General features: G+C 60.3%; 11 protein-coding genes. 10 read left to right on the top strand and 1 reads right to left on the bottom strand.

Annotated features, from left to right (window positions below):
* Positions 1–42: 42 nt before the first annotated feature.
* Positions 43–1,311, top strand: coding sequence for a malic enzyme-like NAD(P)-binding protein (locus AB4P97_RS26135; protein WP_042557260.1), 1,269 nt, complete (start codon positions 43–45; stop codon positions 1,309–1,311).
* Positions 1,312–1,658: 347 nt separating this feature from the next.
* On the opposite strand, the gene AB4P97_RS26140 is transcribed toward AB4P97_RS26135, so the two are convergent.
* Complete coding sequence (locus AB4P97_RS26140) at positions 1,659–4,106, bottom strand: penicillin-binding protein 1A (RefSeq protein ID WP_261736244.1); 2,448 nt, start codon at positions 4,104–4,106, stop codon at positions 1,659–1,661.
* A gap of 216 nt (positions 4,107–4,322) precedes the next feature.
* On the opposite strand from AB4P97_RS26140, the gene AB4P97_RS26145 reads away from it, so the two are divergent.
* The 9 genes from AB4P97_RS26145 (at position 4,323) to gltB (ending at position 17,360) form a co-directional block, all read left to right on the top strand.
* Positions 4,323–5,387, top strand: a complete 1,065-nt coding sequence (locus tag AB4P97_RS26145; protein ID WP_115145994.1) for a pilus assembly protein PilM — start codon at positions 4,323–4,325, stop codon at positions 5,385–5,387.
* Positions 5,387–5,953 carry a PilN domain-containing protein gene (locus AB4P97_RS26150; RefSeq protein ID WP_042557263.1) on the top strand — a complete coding sequence of 189 codons (567 nt, stop codon included), beginning with the start codon at positions 5,387–5,389 and terminating at the stop codon, positions 5,951–5,953. Before AB4P97_RS26145 ends, AB4P97_RS26150 begins: the two co-directional genes overlap by 1 nt.
* Entirely contained in the window at positions 5,950–6,573 is a 624-nt protein-coding gene (pilO, locus tag AB4P97_RS26155) for a type 4a pilus biogenesis protein PilO (protein ID WP_042557264.1), read from the top strand. The genes AB4P97_RS26150 and pilO overlap by 4 nt, the downstream gene beginning before the upstream one ends.
* Positions 6,570–7,097 carry a pilus assembly protein PilP gene (locus AB4P97_RS26160; protein WP_047299398.1) on the top strand — a complete coding sequence of 176 codons (528 nt, stop codon included), beginning with the start codon at positions 6,570–6,572 and terminating at the stop codon, positions 7,095–7,097. The genes pilO and AB4P97_RS26160 overlap by 4 nt, the downstream gene beginning before the upstream one ends.
* Before the next feature lie 13 nt (positions 7,098–7,110).
* Complete coding sequence (pilQ, locus tag AB4P97_RS26165; protein WP_395601799.1) at positions 7,111–9,186, top strand: type IV pilus secretin PilQ; 2,076 nt, start codon at positions 7,111–7,113, stop codon at positions 9,184–9,186.
* Positions 9,187–9,190: 4 nt separating this feature from the next.
* Entirely contained in the window at positions 9,191–9,709 is a 519-nt protein-coding gene (gene aroK, locus AB4P97_RS26170) for a shikimate kinase AroK (protein WP_042557267.1), read from the top strand.
* Between the two features lie 151 nt (positions 9,710–9,860).
* Positions 9,861–10,961 (top strand): 3-dehydroquinate synthase, encoded by a 1,101-nt coding sequence (aroB, locus tag AB4P97_RS26175; protein WP_150687609.1) that lies wholly within the window; start codon positions 9,861–9,863, stop codon positions 10,959–10,961.
* Positions 10,962–10,971: 10 nt separating this feature from the next.
* Complete coding sequence (locus AB4P97_RS26180; protein ID WP_395601800.1) at positions 10,972–12,564, top strand: AAA family ATPase; 1,593 nt, start codon at positions 10,972–10,974, stop codon at positions 12,562–12,564.
* 350 nt (positions 12,565–12,914) lie between these two features.
* Complete coding sequence (gene gltB / locus AB4P97_RS26185) at positions 12,915–17,360, top strand: glutamate synthase large subunit (RefSeq protein ID WP_047299402.1); 4,446 nt, start codon at positions 12,915–12,917, stop codon at positions 17,358–17,360.
* Positions 17,361–17,383: the final 23 nt, after the last annotated feature.

Below are 17,383 nucleotides of genomic sequence, written 5' to 3' on the forward strand. Positions count from 1 at the left end.
CGCTGACCAGTCTGTCCAACAGTAAAAAAGCGGAATGCCAAAATGTCTGATCTGAAAACTGCCGCTCTCGAATACCATGCTCATCCTCGTCCAGGGAAGCTGAGTGTCGAGCTCACCAAGGCCACTGCTACCGCCCGCGACCTGTCGCTGGCCTACAGCCCCGGCGTAGCTGAACCAGTGCGCGAGATCGCTCGCGATCCTGAACTGGCCTACAAGTACACCGGCAAGGGCAACCTGGTTGCAGTCATTTCCGATGGCACCGCGATTCTCGGCCTGGGTAACCTCGGCCCATTGGCTTCCAAGCCCGTCATGGAAGGTAAAGGCGTGCTGTTCAAGCGCTTCGCCGGCATCGACGTTTTCGACATCGAAGTCGACTCCGAAAGCCCGCAAGCCTTCATCGACACCGTCAAGCGTATCTCCATCACCTTCGGTGGCATCAACCTGGAAGACATCAAGGCCCCTGAGTGCTTTGAGATCGAACGTGCTCTGATCGAGCAGTGCGACATCCCGGTATTCCACGATGACCAGCACGGCACCGCGATCGTGACCGCTGCGGGCATGATCAACGCCCTGGAAATTGCTGGCAAAACCCTGCCGGAAGCGAAGATCGTCTGCCTGGGCGCCGGCGCTGCCGCCATCTCCTGCATGAAGTTGCTGGTGAGCATGGGCGCAAGCATCGAAAACATCTTCATGGTTGACCGTACCGGCGTGATCCACTCCGGCCGTGATGACCTGAACCAGTACAAAGCCGTGTTCGCCCACGCTACTGACAAGCGCAGCCTGGCTGACGCGCTGCAAGGCGCTGACGTATTCGTCGGTTTGTCCGGCCCGAACCTGCTGAGCGCTGAAGGCCTGCTGTCGATGGCGGCAAACCCGATCGTGTTCGCGTGCTCGAACCCGGATCCGGAAATCTCCCCGGAACTGGCTCACGCCACCCGTAGCGACGTGATCATGGCGACCGGCCGTTCGGACTACCCGAACCAGGTCAACAACGTTCTGGGCTTTCCGTTCATCTTCCGTGGTGCCCTGGACGTTCGCGCCAAGCGCATCAACGAAGAAATGAAAGTGGCTGCCGCCAACGCCCTGCGCGAACTGGCCAAACTGCCAGTGCCTCAGGACGTGTGCGATGCCTACGGTGGTGCTCCGCTGGCATTCGGTCGTGAGTACATCATTCCGAAGCCAATGGACAAGCGCCTGATCACCTTGATCTCCGACGCTGTGGCCAAAGCCGCAATCGAGACCGGTGTGGCAACCCTGCCGTATCCGAAGAACTACCCGCTGAAAAGCGTGGATGACGTGTTCAACGGCTAAGCTGTTGTAGCGCTTCAAGCAAAAGCCCCGGTTCGTTATGAGTCGGGGCTTTTTTGTGGCTGGGGGTTTTGTGTTCCATATCTGGAGCAGCCCTCTCCCAGAGGTAGAGGGGACCGACCGTGGGATTTTTGAAAGCTACGCCGACCTCGAAGTACTGTGTTGAATCCATAATCGACTCGGTCGTTCAGGTTGATGTATGAAGCCAGACACTTCGGTCGGCTCCCTCTACCTCCGGGAGAGGGCTGGGGTGAGGGGGTGGATTTCTGTAGCGCCCCAATGTCCAGCCAGCAAGTATAAAAAAGCCCCGCACTTCTGACGAAGGCGGGGCTTTTCAATGTGCACCGGGATCAGAACAGATCGATCGGCGCCTGCTCATCCGCTGGCAGCGGACTGCCCGGCACTGAGCCATTCCCCAGCTCATTCACCGATGGCGGCGTGTCTTCTGCCTTGAACAGCTCGAAGTAAGCACCCGGCGTGCTCGGCGTCGCCGCGCGACCACTGGCCGGGTCCACCCGCAGGCTCAGCAGACCTTCCGGCTCCGGCTGCACGTGGGGCGGTTTGTCCTTGAGGGCGGCCGCCATATAGTTCATCCAGATCGGCAGTGACACAGTGCCGCCGAATTCGCGGCGACCGAGGCTTTCCGGCTGATCGAAACCGGTCCAGACCGTGGTCACGTAGTCGGCGTTGTAGCCGGAGAACCACGCATCTTTCGATTCGTTGGTCGTACCGGTTTTACCGGCGATGTCGCTGCGGCCCAAGGCTAGCGCACGACGCCCCGTGCCGCGCTTGATGACGTCCTGCAGCATGCTGTTGAGGATGTATGTCGTGCGAGCGTCGACGATGCGCTCAGCGACTGCCGGCGTTTGCGGCGCGGCAGCGGTGCCCGGTGCTTCGCCCGGCACCGGCGCGGCGTTGACGGTAAACGATTCAGTGGCCGGCGCCGCGAGGCCATCAGTGGCCGAGGTGCCCTGCGGAACGGTCGGCGGATTGGCGACGAACAGCGTGTCGCCATTGCGGCTTTCGATCTTGTCGATGATGAACGGCGTGATCTTGTAGCCGCCGTTGGCGAACGTGGCCCAACCGGTGGCGATCTCCATCGGCGTCAGCGTTGCGGTACCCAGCGCCAGCGACAGGTTCGGCGGCAGGTCCTGCTTGTTGAAGCCGAAGCGGGTGATGTAGTCGATGGTCTTGCCTACGCCCATTGCTTGCAGCAGGCGGATCGAAACCAGGTTACGCGACTTGTACAGCGCTTCGCGCAAGCGGATCGGCCCGAGGAAGGTGTTGGTGTCGTTCTTCGGGCGCCAGACCTTGTCCAGGTACTCGTCGACGAACACGATGGGGGCGTCGTTGACCAGCGTGGCGGCGGTGTAACCGTTGTCCAGCGCAGCGCTGTAGACGAACGGCTTGAAGCTCGAGCCCGGCTGACGCTTGGCCTGCATGGCGCGGTTGTAATTGCTCTGCTCGAAAGCAAAACCGCCGACCAGCGAGCGGATCGCGCCGTTCTGTGGATCCAGCGACACCAGCGCGCCTTGCGCCTGGGGAAGCTGGCTGAACTTCAGCGAATTGTCTTTCTGGCGCTGCACGCGAACCAGATCACCGATCTGTGCAACGTCCGACGGTTGGCGCGGGTTGGCGCCCATGCTGTTGGTATTAAGGAACGGCCGCGCCCATTTCATGGTGTCCCACGCGACATGTTCTTCGCCAGTGCGGGTCAGCACTTGCAGGCCATTCTTGTCGACCTGAGTGACGATGGCCGGCTCAAGGCTGCTGATGGTGCGTTGTTTGGTCAGCTCGGTGGCCCATGCTTCGCGGGTCTTGCCCGGCAGGCGCGATTCGGGGCCACGGTAGCCGTGACGCTGATCGTAGGTCATCAAGCCTTCATGCAGCGCGGTGTTGGCCATTTCCTGCAGGTTGCTCGGCACCGTGGTGGTGACCCGAAAACCCTCGGTGTAGGCGTCGCTGCCATAGCGGCCGACCATTTCGGCACGGGCCATTTCGGCAATGTACGGTGCGTTCACTTCCGGGGTGGGCACGTGATAGCTGGCGTTCAGAGGCTCGTTGATCGCCGCTGTGTACTCAGGCTCGGTAATCTTGCCGAGCTTGTACATGCGCCCCAGGATCCAGTCGCGACGCTCTTTACTGCGCGCCGGGTTGGCCAGCGGATTGAAGCGTGAAGGGGCTTTCGGCAGGCCGGCGATCATCGCCATCTGCGCCAGGCTGACGTCGCGGATCGACTTGCCGTAATACACCTGCGCCGCCGCCTCGATGCCGTAGGCGCGGTTGCCCAGATAGATCTTGTTCACGTACAGCTCAAGGATCTCGTCCTTGGTCAGTTGCCGTTCGATCTGCAAGGCCAGAAGAATTTCAGTGGCTTTGCGCGAGAAGCTGCGTTCGCTGGAGAGGAAGAAGTTCTTCGCCACCTGCATGGTGATGGTGCTGCCGCCGGACTGAATGTGACCGCTCTTGACCAGTTGGGTCGCGGCACGCATCAGGCTGCTCGGATCGACGCCGTAGTGGTTGGCGAAGTTGTCGTCTTCAGCACTTAGTAACGCATTAATGAAATTGGGGGGAATGTCGGCGAAACGGATCGGAGTACGGCGCATTTCGCCAAACTCTGCGATCAACTTGTCGTCGCTGCTGTAGACCCGCAGGGGAATCTGCAACTGAATGCTTCGCAGAGCCTCCACAGACGGCAAACCCGGACTAAGGTAAAGATAAGCGCCGCTGAGACCTAAAAGCAGTCCGCAGAAAACGGCGACGATGGACCAACCGAAAAATTTCAGCAGACGAATCAAGGCTTTTGGATATCCAGAGCAAAAAATGAATTTGGCGACGGGGTTCCGGCTACACACAGAACTGTCCGCGCAGGCAGTAAAAAGCGGAAAAAATCGCTGGGCATTATAAGCACTTTTCTGCTGGGGGCGTCATTTGCGCTTCTGTCAAGACGGGGTGAAGGAACGCAATGTGTATTACAGAGTCCGTAACTCACGGAAAGTCATAGGGAATTGGTAGTGCTGGGACTCTTCAATAAAAAGACCAATGCGTTACTGGGGATCGACATCAGCTCCACGTCCGTGAAGCTGCTGGAACTTAGTCGTCAGGGTGATCGCTACCGGGTCGAGGCTTATGCGGTGGAGCCGCTGCCACCGAACGCCGTGGTCGAGAAAAACATCGCCGAGCTCGAGGGTGTGGGCCAGGCCTTGACCCGGGTGCTGGGCAAGGCACGCACCGGGCTGAGAAGCGTGGCGGTGGCGGTGGCCGGTTCAGCGGTGATTACCAAGATCATCGAGATGGACGCCGGGCTTTCCGACGACGAACTGGAAAACCAGCTCAAGATTGAAGCCGACCAATACATTCCCTATCCGCTGGACGAAGTCGCCATCGACTTCGAGGTTCAGGGCGTGTCGCCGCGCAACCCCGAGCGGGTCAACGTGTTGCTGGCTGCCTGTCGCAAGGAAAACGTCGAAGTCCGTGAAGCGGCACTGGCGCTGGCCGGGCTGACCGCGCGCGTGGTGGACGTCGAAGCGTACGCGCTGGAGCGTTCGTTCGGCTTGCTCGCCACGCAGCTGGCGGCTTCTCAAGAGCGCTTGACCGTGGCTGTGGTCGACATCGGCGCCACCATGACCACCCTCAGCGTCCTGCACAACGGCAAGATCATCTACACCCGTGAGCAGTTGTTCGGCGGCCGGCAACTGACCGAGGAGATCCAGCGTCGCTATGGCCTGACCGTCGAGCAGGCGGGGCTGGCAAAGAAGCAGGGCGGTCTGCCCGACGATTACGTCAGCGAGGTGTTGCAGCCGTTTCGCGAGGCGCTGGTGCAGCAGGTATCGCGTTCGTTGCAGTTTTTCTTCGCTTCCGGCCAGTACAACGCGGTCGACCATATTCTGCTCGCTGGCGGCACGGCGTCGGTGCCGGGGCTGGATCGGCTGATCGAACAGCGCCTGGATACTCCGACCCAAGTGGCCAATCCGTTTGCCAATATGGCCCTGAGCAGCAAGGTCAACGCCGGGGCGCTGGCCAGTGACGCGCCGGCCTTGATGATCGCCTGCGGGCTCGCGCTCAGGAGTTTCGACTGATGGCGCGGATCAACCTTTTACCCTGGCGCGAGGAGCGCCGCGAAGAGCGGCGCAAACGCTTCCTGCTGGCGCTGACCGGCGTGGTGGTCGGTTCGATCGGCGCGGTGTTCATTGCCGATCAGATCATCAGCGCGGCCATCGCCCGGCAAGCGGCGCGCAACGACTACATCGGCAAGCAGATTGCCGTGGTCGACGAACGCATCAAGCAGATCAGCGAACTCAAGGCCCATCGCCAGCAGCTGGTCGAGCGCATGCGCATCATTCAGGACTTGCAGGGCAACCGGCAGGTCAGCGGACGAATCTTCGATCAACTGGCGCGCACATTGCCCGACGGTGTGTATTTCACTGACGTGAAGATGGTCGGTAAAACCTTGTCGATCAGCGGTGCGGCGGAGTCGAACAACCGCGTCTCCGAGCTGATGCGCAATCTGGATGCGTCCGACTGGTTTGATGCGGCGAGCCTCACTGAAGTCAAAGCGACCAGTGCCGATCAGGTGGAGCAAACCAACGTCTTTCAGCTGACCGTTCGTCAGACCCAGCCAAAGATTGTGGAGGGCGAGCAATGAAGCCTTCCGAATGGCTGGAGAGTCTGCGCAACATCGACTTCAACGATCTGGACACCAGCAACATCGGGTCGTGGCCGGGCGCGGTCAAAGCCATCGCCGGAGCGCTGTTGATGGTGCTGGTATTGGCGTTTGGCTATAACTTTTTCATCAGTGACACGCAAAACCAGCTGCAGCTCAAGCGCGAAGAAGAGGCCACGCTGAAGGAGCAGTTCGCCAGCAAAGCGCGCATATCCGCCAACCTGGATCTGTACACCCAGCAGATGAAGGAGATGGAAAACTCCTTCGGCGTGCTGCTGCGTCAGTTGCCCAGTGACACCGAAGTGCCGGGCTTGCTGGAAGACATCACGCGAACGGGTTTGGGCAGTGGTCTTGAGTTCGAGGAAATCAAACTGCTGCCGGAGGTTACCCAGCCGTTTTACATCGAGCTACCGATCCAGATTACCGTCACGGGTGCCTATCACGACCTCGCCACATTCGTCAGTGGTGTGGCCGGGTTGCCTCGCATCGTGACCCTGCATGACTTCGAACTGGCCCCTGCCAGCAAAGAAGGTGGGTCGAAGTTGCGCATGAGCATCCTCGCCAAGACCTACCGCTACAACGACAAGGGGCTGCAAAAATGACCCCAATACGTTGTTACGCCGGGTTGATGGCACTGCTGGCATTGAGCGGCTGTGGTGCCAGCAATGACTTCAGCGACCTCGACGCCTACATGAATGAAGTGCGCTTGCGTCCGGCAGGCAAGATTGAACCAACACCCACATTCCGGTCTTACCCAGCATTCAGTTACAGCGCTGCCAACCTGCGCAGTCCGTTCTCGCGTCAGGTGCGCGTCGATCTGGCCGGGCAGAGGCGTGGTTCGCGCAACGTCAAGCCCGACCCTGGTCGGGTCAAGCAATACCTCGAAGGTTTCAACATCGAGCAGTTCGAGATGGTCGGCACGATTGCCAATGCTTCCGGTTCCTTCGCGCTATTGCGTGGCGCCGGCGGGGTGCATCGCCTGAAGGTCGGCGATTACCTGGGGCGCAACGATGGGCGCATCGTTGCCATCAATGCGACCCAGGTCGATGTGGTCGAAATTGTGCCCGACGGTGAAGGCGCCTGGCTGGAACGTCCGCGCACCATTCCTTTGAAAGAGCATTCATAGTGGAAGTCGAATAATGAACAGGATTTTCTCCACCCTCGGTTTTTCGCTATGGATAGCGCTGTTGTCACCGATGGTACAGGCGGCCAATTTGAAGGCGCTGGATGTGGCAGCGTTGCCGGGTGATCGCGTAGAACTGAAGCTGTCGTTCGACGGCCCGCCGCCGCAGCCCAAGGGTTACACCACCGAATCACCGGCGCGAATTGCGCTGGACTTGCCCGGTGTGGCCAGTCAGTTGGCGAGCAAAAATCTCGATCTGGGCAGTGGCAATGCGCGCACGGCCACGGTGGTTGAAGCCAAGGACCGCACGCGGCTGATTGTCAGTCTCACGCAATTGGCGCCTTACGACACACGGGTTGAGGGCAACTATCTGTTCGTGGTGGTTGGTCAGGGCGCGCCGGCCAGGGCGCCGCGACCGGCAGTGGCGGCATCAAGCGCGGCGACTCCTGCTGCGCCCGCCAAGGCGTTCGTGGCGAAACCCCGCGCCATTCGCGGTGTGGATTTTCAGCGCGGTACTGCGGGCGAGGGCAATGTCGTCATCGACCTGTCCGACCCGACCATCGCCCCGGATATCCAGGAGCATGACGGCAAGATCATCCTCAGCTTCGCCCGTACGCAATTGCCGGAAAAGCTGCGGGTGCGTCTCGACGTGAAGGATTTCGCCACGCCAGTGCAATTCGTCAACGCCGGCGTAACCGGTGATCGCACGGTCATTACCGTCGAGCCCAGCGGCACCTTTGACTATTCCACGTTCCAGACCGATAACAAACTGACCGTCAGCATCCGTCCGATGACCGTCGACGACCTGCAAAAACGCAACGCCGATCGTCAGGCCTATGTCGGTGAAAAGCTCTCGCTGAATTTCCAGGACATTGACGTGCGCTCGGTGCTGCAACTGATCGCCGACTTCACCAACCTCAATCTGGTGGCGAGCGACACGGTGCAGGGCGGCATCACCCTGCGTTTGCAAAACGTGCCGTGGGATCAGGCGCTGGATCTGGTGCTGAAGACCAAAGGCCTGGATAAACGCAAAATCGGTAATGTGCTGCTGGTGGCCCCGGCTGATGAAATTGCTGCGCGCGAACGTCAGGAGCTGGAGTCGCAGAAGCAGATCGCCGAACTGGCGCCGCTGCGTCGTGAGCTGTTGCAGGTGAACTATGCCAAGGCTGCGGACATCGCCAAGTTGTTCCAGTCGGTGACCAGCGCCGAGGCCAAGATCGACGAGCGTGGATCAATCACTGTCGACGAACGGACCAACAACATCATTGCCTACCAGACTCAGGATCGTCTCGACGAGCTGCGGCGGATCGTGGCGCAACTGGATATTCCAGTGCGTCAGGTGATGATCGAGGCGCGCATCGTCGAGGCCAACGTCGATTACGACAAGAGTCTGGGGGTGCGCTGGGGCGGCTCGATCCAGAACAAGGGCAACTGGAATGCTTCCGGGGTCAACGGTTCATCGACCACCATCGGCACGCCGGGCAGCACCAGTACCAACTCGCCGTTCGTCGACATGGGGACCGTCGGCAATACTTCCGGGATCGGTATCGCGTTCATTACCGACAACGTTTTGCTCGATCTGGAGCTGACGGCCATGGAGAAGACCGGCAACGGTGAAATCGTTTCGCAGCCCAAAGTGGTCACCTCCGACAAAGAGACCGCGAAGATCCTCAAAGGCACCGAGATTCCTTACCAGGAAGCCAGCTCCAGCGGCGCCACGTCGGTGTCGTTCAAGGAGGCTTCGCTGTCGCTGGAAGTGACCCCGCAGATCACCCCGGATAACCGCATCATCATGGAGGTCAAGGTCACCAAGGACGAACCGGATTACCTGAACAAAGTGCAGGATGTACCGCCGATCAAAAAGAACGAGGTCAACGCCAAAGTGCTGGTCAATGATGGCGAAACCATCGTGATTGGCGGTGTTTTCTCAAATACTCAGAGCAAGGTCGTAGATAAGGTGCCATTTCTTGGCGATGTGCCGTATCTTGGCCGCCTTTTCCGGCGTGATGTGGTTTCGGAGAAAAAATCCGAGCTGCTGGTATTTCTCACTCCGCGTATCATGAATAACCAGGCGATTGCTGTGAGTCGTTGATTCTGTGCGAAATTTGATTCTTGTAGGTCCGATGGGTGCTGGCAAAAGCACCATCGGCCGATTACTGGCCAAAGAGCTGCGCCTGCCGTTCAAAGATTCCGACAAGGAAATTGAACTGCGCACGGGCGCCAATATCCCGTGGATCTTCGACAAGGAAGGCGAGCCGGGCTTTCGCGACCGTGAGCAGGCGATGATCGCCGAGCTGTGCGAGTTCGACGGCGTGGTGTTGGCGACCGGCGGTGGCGCGGTCATGCGCGATGCCAATCGCAAGGCCCTGCATGAGGGCGGGCGCGTGGTGTATCTGCACGCGTCCGTCGAACAGCAGGTCGGCCGCACTTCCCGCGATCGCAATCGACCGTTGCTGCGCACCGCCGATCCGGCGAAAACCCTGCGTGACTTGCTCGCCATCCGTGATCCGCTCTATCGGGAAATTGCCGATCTGGTGGTGGAAACCGACGAACGGCCGCCGCGTATGGTAGTGCTCGACATTCTCGACCGTCTGGCGCAGCTTCCTCCCCGTTAAAGCATCGCCCGAAATGCGCTATCCTCGGCGTCCTGTCACAGCCCGCCAAGGTTGTGGCGGATGGCGTGCCGGCGGCGTCATACCCGCTATAGGCCGCAGTAACCAATAACTCAGGGCAGGACGCCTGCTTCCATCTTCACTGTGGGGACACATGCAGACACTCAAGGTCGATCTAGGCGAGCGCAGCTACCCGATTCATATTGGCGAAGGTTTGTTGGATCAGCCCGAGTTGCTGGCTCCGCATATCCACGGGCGCCAGGTGGCAATCATCTCCAATGAGACCGTTGCGCCGCTCTATCTCGAACGTCTGACGCGCAGCCTGGCGCAGTTCTCGGTTATTTCCGTGGTGTTGCCGGACGGCGAAGCCTTCAAGAACTGGGAAACCCTGCAACTGATCTTCGACGGTCTGCTAACCGCCCGTCATGATCGCCGCACTACTGTTATCGCCCTCGGCGGCGGTGTGATCGGCGACATGGCCGGTTTTGCCGCTGCCTGCTATCAACGCGGCGTCGACTTCATCCAGATCCCCACCACGTTGCTGTCTCAGGTCGATTCGTCGGTGGGCGGCAAAACCGGGATCAACCATCCGCTGGGCAAGAACATGGTCGGCGCGTTCTATCAGCCGAATGTCGTGCTGATCGATACGGCGTCCCTGAAAACCCTGCCACCGCGCGAGCTGTCGGCGGGTCTGGCTGAGGTCATCAAGTACGGTCTGATCTGCGACGAGCCGTTCCTCGGCTGGCTCGAAGACAACGTCGACGCCTTGCGCGCGCTGGATCAAACAGCCCTGACTTACGCCATCGAGCGCTCCTGCGCAGCCAAGGCTGCGGTGGTCGGCGCCGATGAGAAGGAAACCGGCGTACGCGCCACGCTCAATCTCGGCCACACTTTCGGCCACGCCATCGAGACCCACATGGGCTATGGTGTCTGGTTGCATGGTGAGGCGGTGGCGGCTGGCACCGTGATGGCGCTGGAGATGTCAGCGCGTCTGGGCTGGATCAGCGAACAGGAGCGCGATCGCGGCATTCGTCTGTTTCAGCGGGCCGGCCTGCCGGTGATTCCGCCTTCTGAAATGAGCGAAGCCGATTTTCTTGAACACATGGCAATCGACAAAAAAGTGATCGACGGTCGTCTGCGCCTGGTGCTGCTGCGCCGGATGGGCGAAGCGGTAGTGACCGACGATTATCCGAAAGAGGTTCTACAGGCCACGCTGGGAGCGGATTACCGCGCCCTGGCTCAGCTTAAAGGTTAATAAGATTCCGATGACTAGTTTGCATGCCGACGAGGCGTTCCTCGGCCATTTCCAGTTAAGCCACGACCCCTTCGCGCCGCGCGTACCGGGCTTCAAATTCTTTCCGGCCCAGCGCAAACCGGTGCTCGGCCAACTGCATCACCTGGCGCGTTACAGCCAGTTGCTGCTGGTGGTCACTGGCCCGCAGGGCAGTGGCAAGACTTTGCTGCGCCAGGCGCTGGTCGCCAGCACCAACAAGCAATCGGTACAGAGCGTTGTGGTTTCCGCGCGGGGTGCCGGCGATGCCGCTGGCGTACTGCGTCAGGTGGCGCAGGCGCTGAACGTGGCTCAGGCCGAAGTCGGCGCGATTCTGGATCAGGTGGTGCAGTTGGCACTGACCGGCCAGGAAGTCTATTTGCTGGTGGATGATGCCGAGCAGCTCGACGAATCCGCCCTCGAAGCGCTGATGGCGCTGGGTGCCGGCGCGCCGGAAGGTCGCCCGCATGTGTTCCTGTTCGGTGAGTCGTCGCTGATCGCTCAGCTTGAGGCTTTGCATCTCGAAGAAGAGCGCTTCCACGTCATCGAATTGCAGCCTTACACCGAAGAAGAGACGCGCGAGTATCTCGACCAACGGCTCGAAGGTGCGGGCCGGGGTGTCGAACTTTTCACCGCGGATCAGATCTCTGATATTCACGAAAGCTCCGAGGGTTGGCCTGGCAACATCAACCAGGTCGCTCGCGATGCACTGATCGAAGTCATGATTGCCAGCCGCTCTGCGGTCAAGCGTCCAAGTATGGGGTTCAACATGCCGAAGAAACACGTATTGGCGATTTCCGCCGTCGTTGTGGTCGCGGTCGCCGCCGCCTGGCTGATGCCGGGTCGCAACAAGGCGCCAACCACCGGCGCACCCGCCAACGAACAGGCACAACTGCCATTGGGCCAGGGCGCAGCCAATGGCGGCGCGCCGAACGTCGAATTTGCCGGTAATACGCAGCCGATGCCGTTGCCGCTGGTTGGCAACTCGCAACCGGTCATGCGCGGCCCGCTGGCCGAAGCTGCTGGCGGTATCACCGAAGGCGACGACGGTGTGCCACTGGAAGGCTCCAGCGACACGCCGCCGACCGTGACCACTTCAGCGCCTCCTGCGGGCGTTCCGGCCGGTCCGGCACCCACCCCGGCTCCAGTGCCAGCCGCCAAACCGGCGCCTGCCCCGACACAAATCGCCACCGCCAAGCCTGCTCCGGTAGCGCCAGCGGCCAAACCTGTTCCAGCGCCAGCCAAACCAGTTGCCGCCGCCAAACCCGCCGAGAAGCCGGTTACCGTGGCCAAAGCCGCCGGTGGCAGCTGGTACGCCGGGCAGCCGACGAGCAACTACGTGGTGCAGATCCTCGGCACCAGCTCCGAGACGGCCGCGCAAAGCTTCGTCAAGGAGCAGGGCGGCGAGTACCGTTATTTCAAGAAAGTCCTCAACGGCAAGCCTCTTTACGTGATCACCTACGGCAACTTTGCCAATCGTGATGCGGCTGTTTCTGCCATCAAGGCCTTGCCAGCGAAGGTTCAGGCTGGTAAACCTTGGCCTCGCACTGTCGCCAGCGTCCAACAGGAACTGGCAACAACTCGCTGAAGATTCGGCGGCCTTACCCAGGCCGCCTCTCCAAGCACCTCAAAATTTCTACGAGTGCGCGCCGCCTTCAGAGGTCGCGTGCCTTGTGGTGTCTGCGTCACAGTAGTCTTTGAGTCGTTGCAGTCAAAATTAAAAAAGTTTTGACTAGCACAGCAGATCGCTTTAAACCTTTCACAAATGCGACATTAATTTGCGACAGTTCGTCGTCAAATTTGTGAGCCTCTGTGTCGCTGTGTACAATGACCACCCTTTTGCCCCCGCTAAGCCGGCGTACGTTCGGCGCGGATCGCAAGTGGTTGAATTGAAAAGAAATTTGCCTCGAAAAGAGGCAGCCTGGTGAGAAAGTGTCTATGAAAGCAGGTCTGTACCAACCAGATGAATTCAAGGATAACTGCGGTTTCGGCCTGATAGCCCATATGCAGGGCGAGCCCAGTCATACCCTTTTGCAAACGGCCATTGAGGCCCTGACCTGCATGACCCACCGCGGTGGGATTAATGCCGACGGCAAGACCGGTGACGGTTGCGGTCTGCTGATTCAAAAGCCCGACGCCTTTCTGCGCGCTATCGCTCAGGAAACCTTCAGCGTCGAGTTGCCCAAGCAATATGCCGTGGGCATGGTCTTCTTCAACCAGGATTCGGCCAAGGCTGAAGCCGCTCGCGAGAACATGAACCGCGAGATCCTCGCCGAAGGACTGCAACTGATCGGCTGGCGCAAAGTGCCAATCGACACCAGCGTCCTCGGCCGCCTGGCCCTTGAACGCCTGCCGCAAATCGAGCAGGTTTACATCGGCGGCGAAGGCCTGAGCGATCAAGACATGGCGGTCAAGCTGTTCAGCGCCCGTCGCCGTTCGTCGGTGACCAACGCTGTCGACAGCGACCACTACATCTGCAGCTTTTCGCACAAGACCATCATCTATAAAGGTTTGATGATGCCGGCCGATCTGGCCGCGTTTTATCCGGACCTGAGTGACGAGCGCCTGCAAACCGCGATCTGCGTGTTCCACCAGCGCTTCTCCACCAACACCCTGCCGAAATGGCCGCTGGCTCAGCCATTCCGCTTCCTCGCCCACAACGGCGAGATCAACACCATCACCGGTAACCGTAACTGGGCTCAGGCCCGTCGTACCAAGTTCACCAATGATCTGATGGATCTGGAAGAACTCGGCCCGCTGGTTAACCGTGTCGGTTCCGATTCCTCGAGCATGGACAACATGCTTGAGCTGATGGTCACCGGCGGCATCGACCTGTTCCGTGGCGTGCGGATGATCATTCCGCCTGCGTGGCAGAACGTCGAAACCATGGACCCGGATCTGCGTGCGTTCTACGAGTACAACTCGATGCACATGGAGCCGTGGGACGGCCCGGCCGGCGTGGTCATGACCGATGGTCGCTACGCGGTCTGCCTGCTCGACCGTAACGGTCTGCGCCCGGCGCGCTGGGTTACCACCACCAACGGTTTCATCACCGTTGCTTCGGAAATCGGCGTCTGGAATTACCAGCCCGAAGACGTGATCGCCAAGGGCCGCGTAGGCCCGGGCCAGATCCTGGCCGTGGATACCGAAACCGGGCAGATCCTCGACACCGATGCGATCGACAACCGTCTCAAATCCCGTCATCCGTACAAGCAATGGCTGCGCAAGAATGCCCTGCGCATTCAGGCGACCATGGAAGACAACGACCACGGTTCGGCTTTCTACGACGTCGATCAGCTCAAGCAATACATGAAGATGTATCAGGTCACGTTCGAAGAGCGCGATCAGGTACTGCGTCCGCTTGGCGAGCAAGGCTACGAAGCCGTTGGTTCGATGGGCGACGACACGCCGATGGCCGTGCTGTCCCAGCGCGTGCGCACGCCGTACGACTATTTCCGCCAGCAGTTCGCGCAGGTCACCAACCCGCCGATCGACCCGCTGCGTGAAGCGATCGTGATGTCGCTGGAAATCTGCCTCGGTGCCGAGCGCAACATTTTCCAGGAGTCGCCGGAACACGCCTCGCGCGTGATCCTCAGCTCGCCGGTCATTTCCCCGGCCAAGTGGCGTTCGCTGATGAACCTTGATCGCCCGGGTTTCGAGCGGCAGGTCATCGACCTCAATTACGACGAAAGCGTCGGCCTCGAAGCGGCGATCCGCAACGTCGCCGATCAGGCTGAAGAAGCCGTGCGTGCCGGACGTACCCAGATCGTTCTGAGCGATCGTCATATCGCCCCGGGCAAACTGCCGATCCACGCTTCGCTGGCGACCGGTGCGGTGCACCATCGCCTGACCGAAAAAGGCCTGCGTTGCGACTCCAACATCCTCGTTGAAACCGCTACCGCGCGTGATCCGCATCACTTTGCGGTGCTGATCGGTTTCGGTGCCTCGGCGGTTTATCCGTTCCTGGCTTACGAAGTGCTGGGCGACCTGATCCGTACCGGTGAAGTGCTGGGCGACCTCTACGAGGTGTTCAAGAACTACCGCAAAGGCATTACCAAAGGCCTGCTCAAGATTCTGTCGAAGATGGGCATCTCGACCATCGCTTCGTATCGTGGTGCGCAGTTGTTCGAGGCCATTGGCCTGTCCGAAGAAGTGTGCGACCTGAGCTTCCGTGGCGTGCCGAGCCGCATCAAGGGTGCGCGTTTCGTCGACATCGAAGCCGAGCAGAAAGCCCTCGCTGCCGAGGCCTGGAGCCCGCGCAAGCCGATCCAGCAGGGCGGTCTGCTGAAGTTCGTCCACGGTGGCGAATATCACGCGTACAACCCGGACGTGGTCAACACCCTGCAAGCCGCTGTGCAGCAGGGCGACTACGCCAAGTTCAAGGAATACACCTCGCTGGTGGACAACCGTCCGGTGTCGATGATTCGCGACCTGCTCAAGGTCAAGACCCTCGACACGCCGTTGGACATCAGTGAAATCGAACCGCTGGAATCGGTGCTCAAGCGCTTCGACTCTGCCGGTATCTCGCTGGGCGCTCTGTCGCCGGAAGCTCACGAAGCCCTGGCCGAAGCCATGAACCGCCTTGGTGCGCGTTCCAACTCCGGCGAAGGCGGCGAAGACCCGGCGCGTTACGGCACCATCAAGAGCTCGAAAATCAAGCAGGTCGCGACTGGCCGTTTCGGCGTGACGCCGGAATACCTGGTCAACGCCGAAGTGCTGCAGATCAAGGTCGCCCAGGGCGCCAAGCCGGGCGAGGGTGGCCAACTCCCAGGCGGCAAGGTCAACGGGCTGATCGCCAAGCTGCGTTATGCAGTGCCTGGCGTGACGCTGATTTCGCCACCGCCGCACCACGACATTTATTCCATCGAAGATTTGTCGCAACTGATTTTCGACCTCAAGCAGGTCAACCCGAAGGCGCTGGTCTCGGTGAAACTGGTCGCTGAAGCTGGCGTCGGCACCATCGCCGCCGGTGTGGCCAAGGCCTACGCGGACTTGATCACCATTTCCGGCTACGACGGTGGCACCGGTGCTTCGCCGCTGACCTCGATCAAGTACGCGGGCGCACCGTGGGAACTCGGCTTGGCCGAAACCCACCAGACTCTGCGCGGCAACGACCTGCGCGGCAAAGTCCGGGTGCAGACTGACGGCGGCCTGAAAACCGGCCTCGACGTGATCAAGGCAGCGATCCTTGGCGCCGAAAGCTTCGGCTTCGGCACCGCGCCAATGATCGCGCTGGGCTGCAAATACCTGCGCATCTGCCACCTGAACAACTGCGCCACCGGCGTTGCCACTCAGAACGAGAAGCTGCGCAAGGATCACTACATCGGCACCGTCGACATGGTGGTGAATTTCTTCACCTACGTCGCCGAGGAAACCCGTGAGTGGCTGGCCAAGCTTGGCGTGCGCTCCCTCGAAGAGCTGATCGGTCGCACCGATCTGCTGGACATCCTCGAAGGCCAGACCGCCAAGCAAAATCACCTGGATCTGACTCCGCTGCTGGGCAGCGATCACATCCCGGCGGACAAGCCGCAGTTCTGCCAGGTTGAGCGCAACCCGCCATTCGATCAGGGCCTGCTGGCCGAGAAAATGGTCGATCTGGCGACGTCGGCGATCAACGACCTCAGCGGCGCCGAGTTCGAACTGGACATCTGCAACTGCGACCGTTCGATCGGTGCGCGGATCTCCGGCGAAATCGCCCGCAAGCACGGCAACCAAGGCATGGCCAAGGCGCCGATCACCTTCCGCTTCAAAGGGACGGCCGGTCAGAGCTTTGGCGTGTGGAACGCCGGCGGTCTGAACATGTACCTGGAAGGCGACGCCAACGACTACGTCGGCAAAGGCATGACCGGTGGCAAGCTGACCATCGTGCCGCCCAAGGGCAGCGTTTATAAGACTCAGAACAGCGCCATCATCGGCAACACCTGCCTGTACGGCGCCACTGGCGGCAAGCTGTTCGCCGCTGGCACCGCAGGCGAGCGTTTCGCCGTACGTAACTCCGGTGCCCACACGGTTGTAGAAGGCACTGGCGATCACTGCTGCGAGTACATGACCGGTGGTTTCGTCTGCGTATTGGGCAAGACCGGTTACAACTTCGGCTCTGGCATGACCGGTGGTTTCGCCTACGTGCTCGACCAGGACAACAGCTTCGTTGACCGGGTCAACCACGAACTGGTGGAAATTCAGCGGATCAGTGGTGAGGCGATGGAATCCTATCGCAGCCACCTGCAAAACGTGCTGAACGAGTACGTCGCGGAAACCGACAGCGAGTGGGGTCGTGAACTCGCCGAAAACCTCGATGACTACTTGCGCCGTTTCTGGCTGGTCAAACCGAAAGCGGCGAGCCTGAAATCTCTGCTCTCCAGTACTCGTGCGAGTCCGCAATAACGGCGCAACTGCAAGCGGCAAGT

Source organism: Pseudomonas sp. A1230, assembly GCF_044218825.1.
Lineage (GTDB): Bacteria > Pseudomonadota > Gammaproteobacteria > Pseudomonadales > Pseudomonadaceae > Aquipseudomonas > Aquipseudomonas iridis.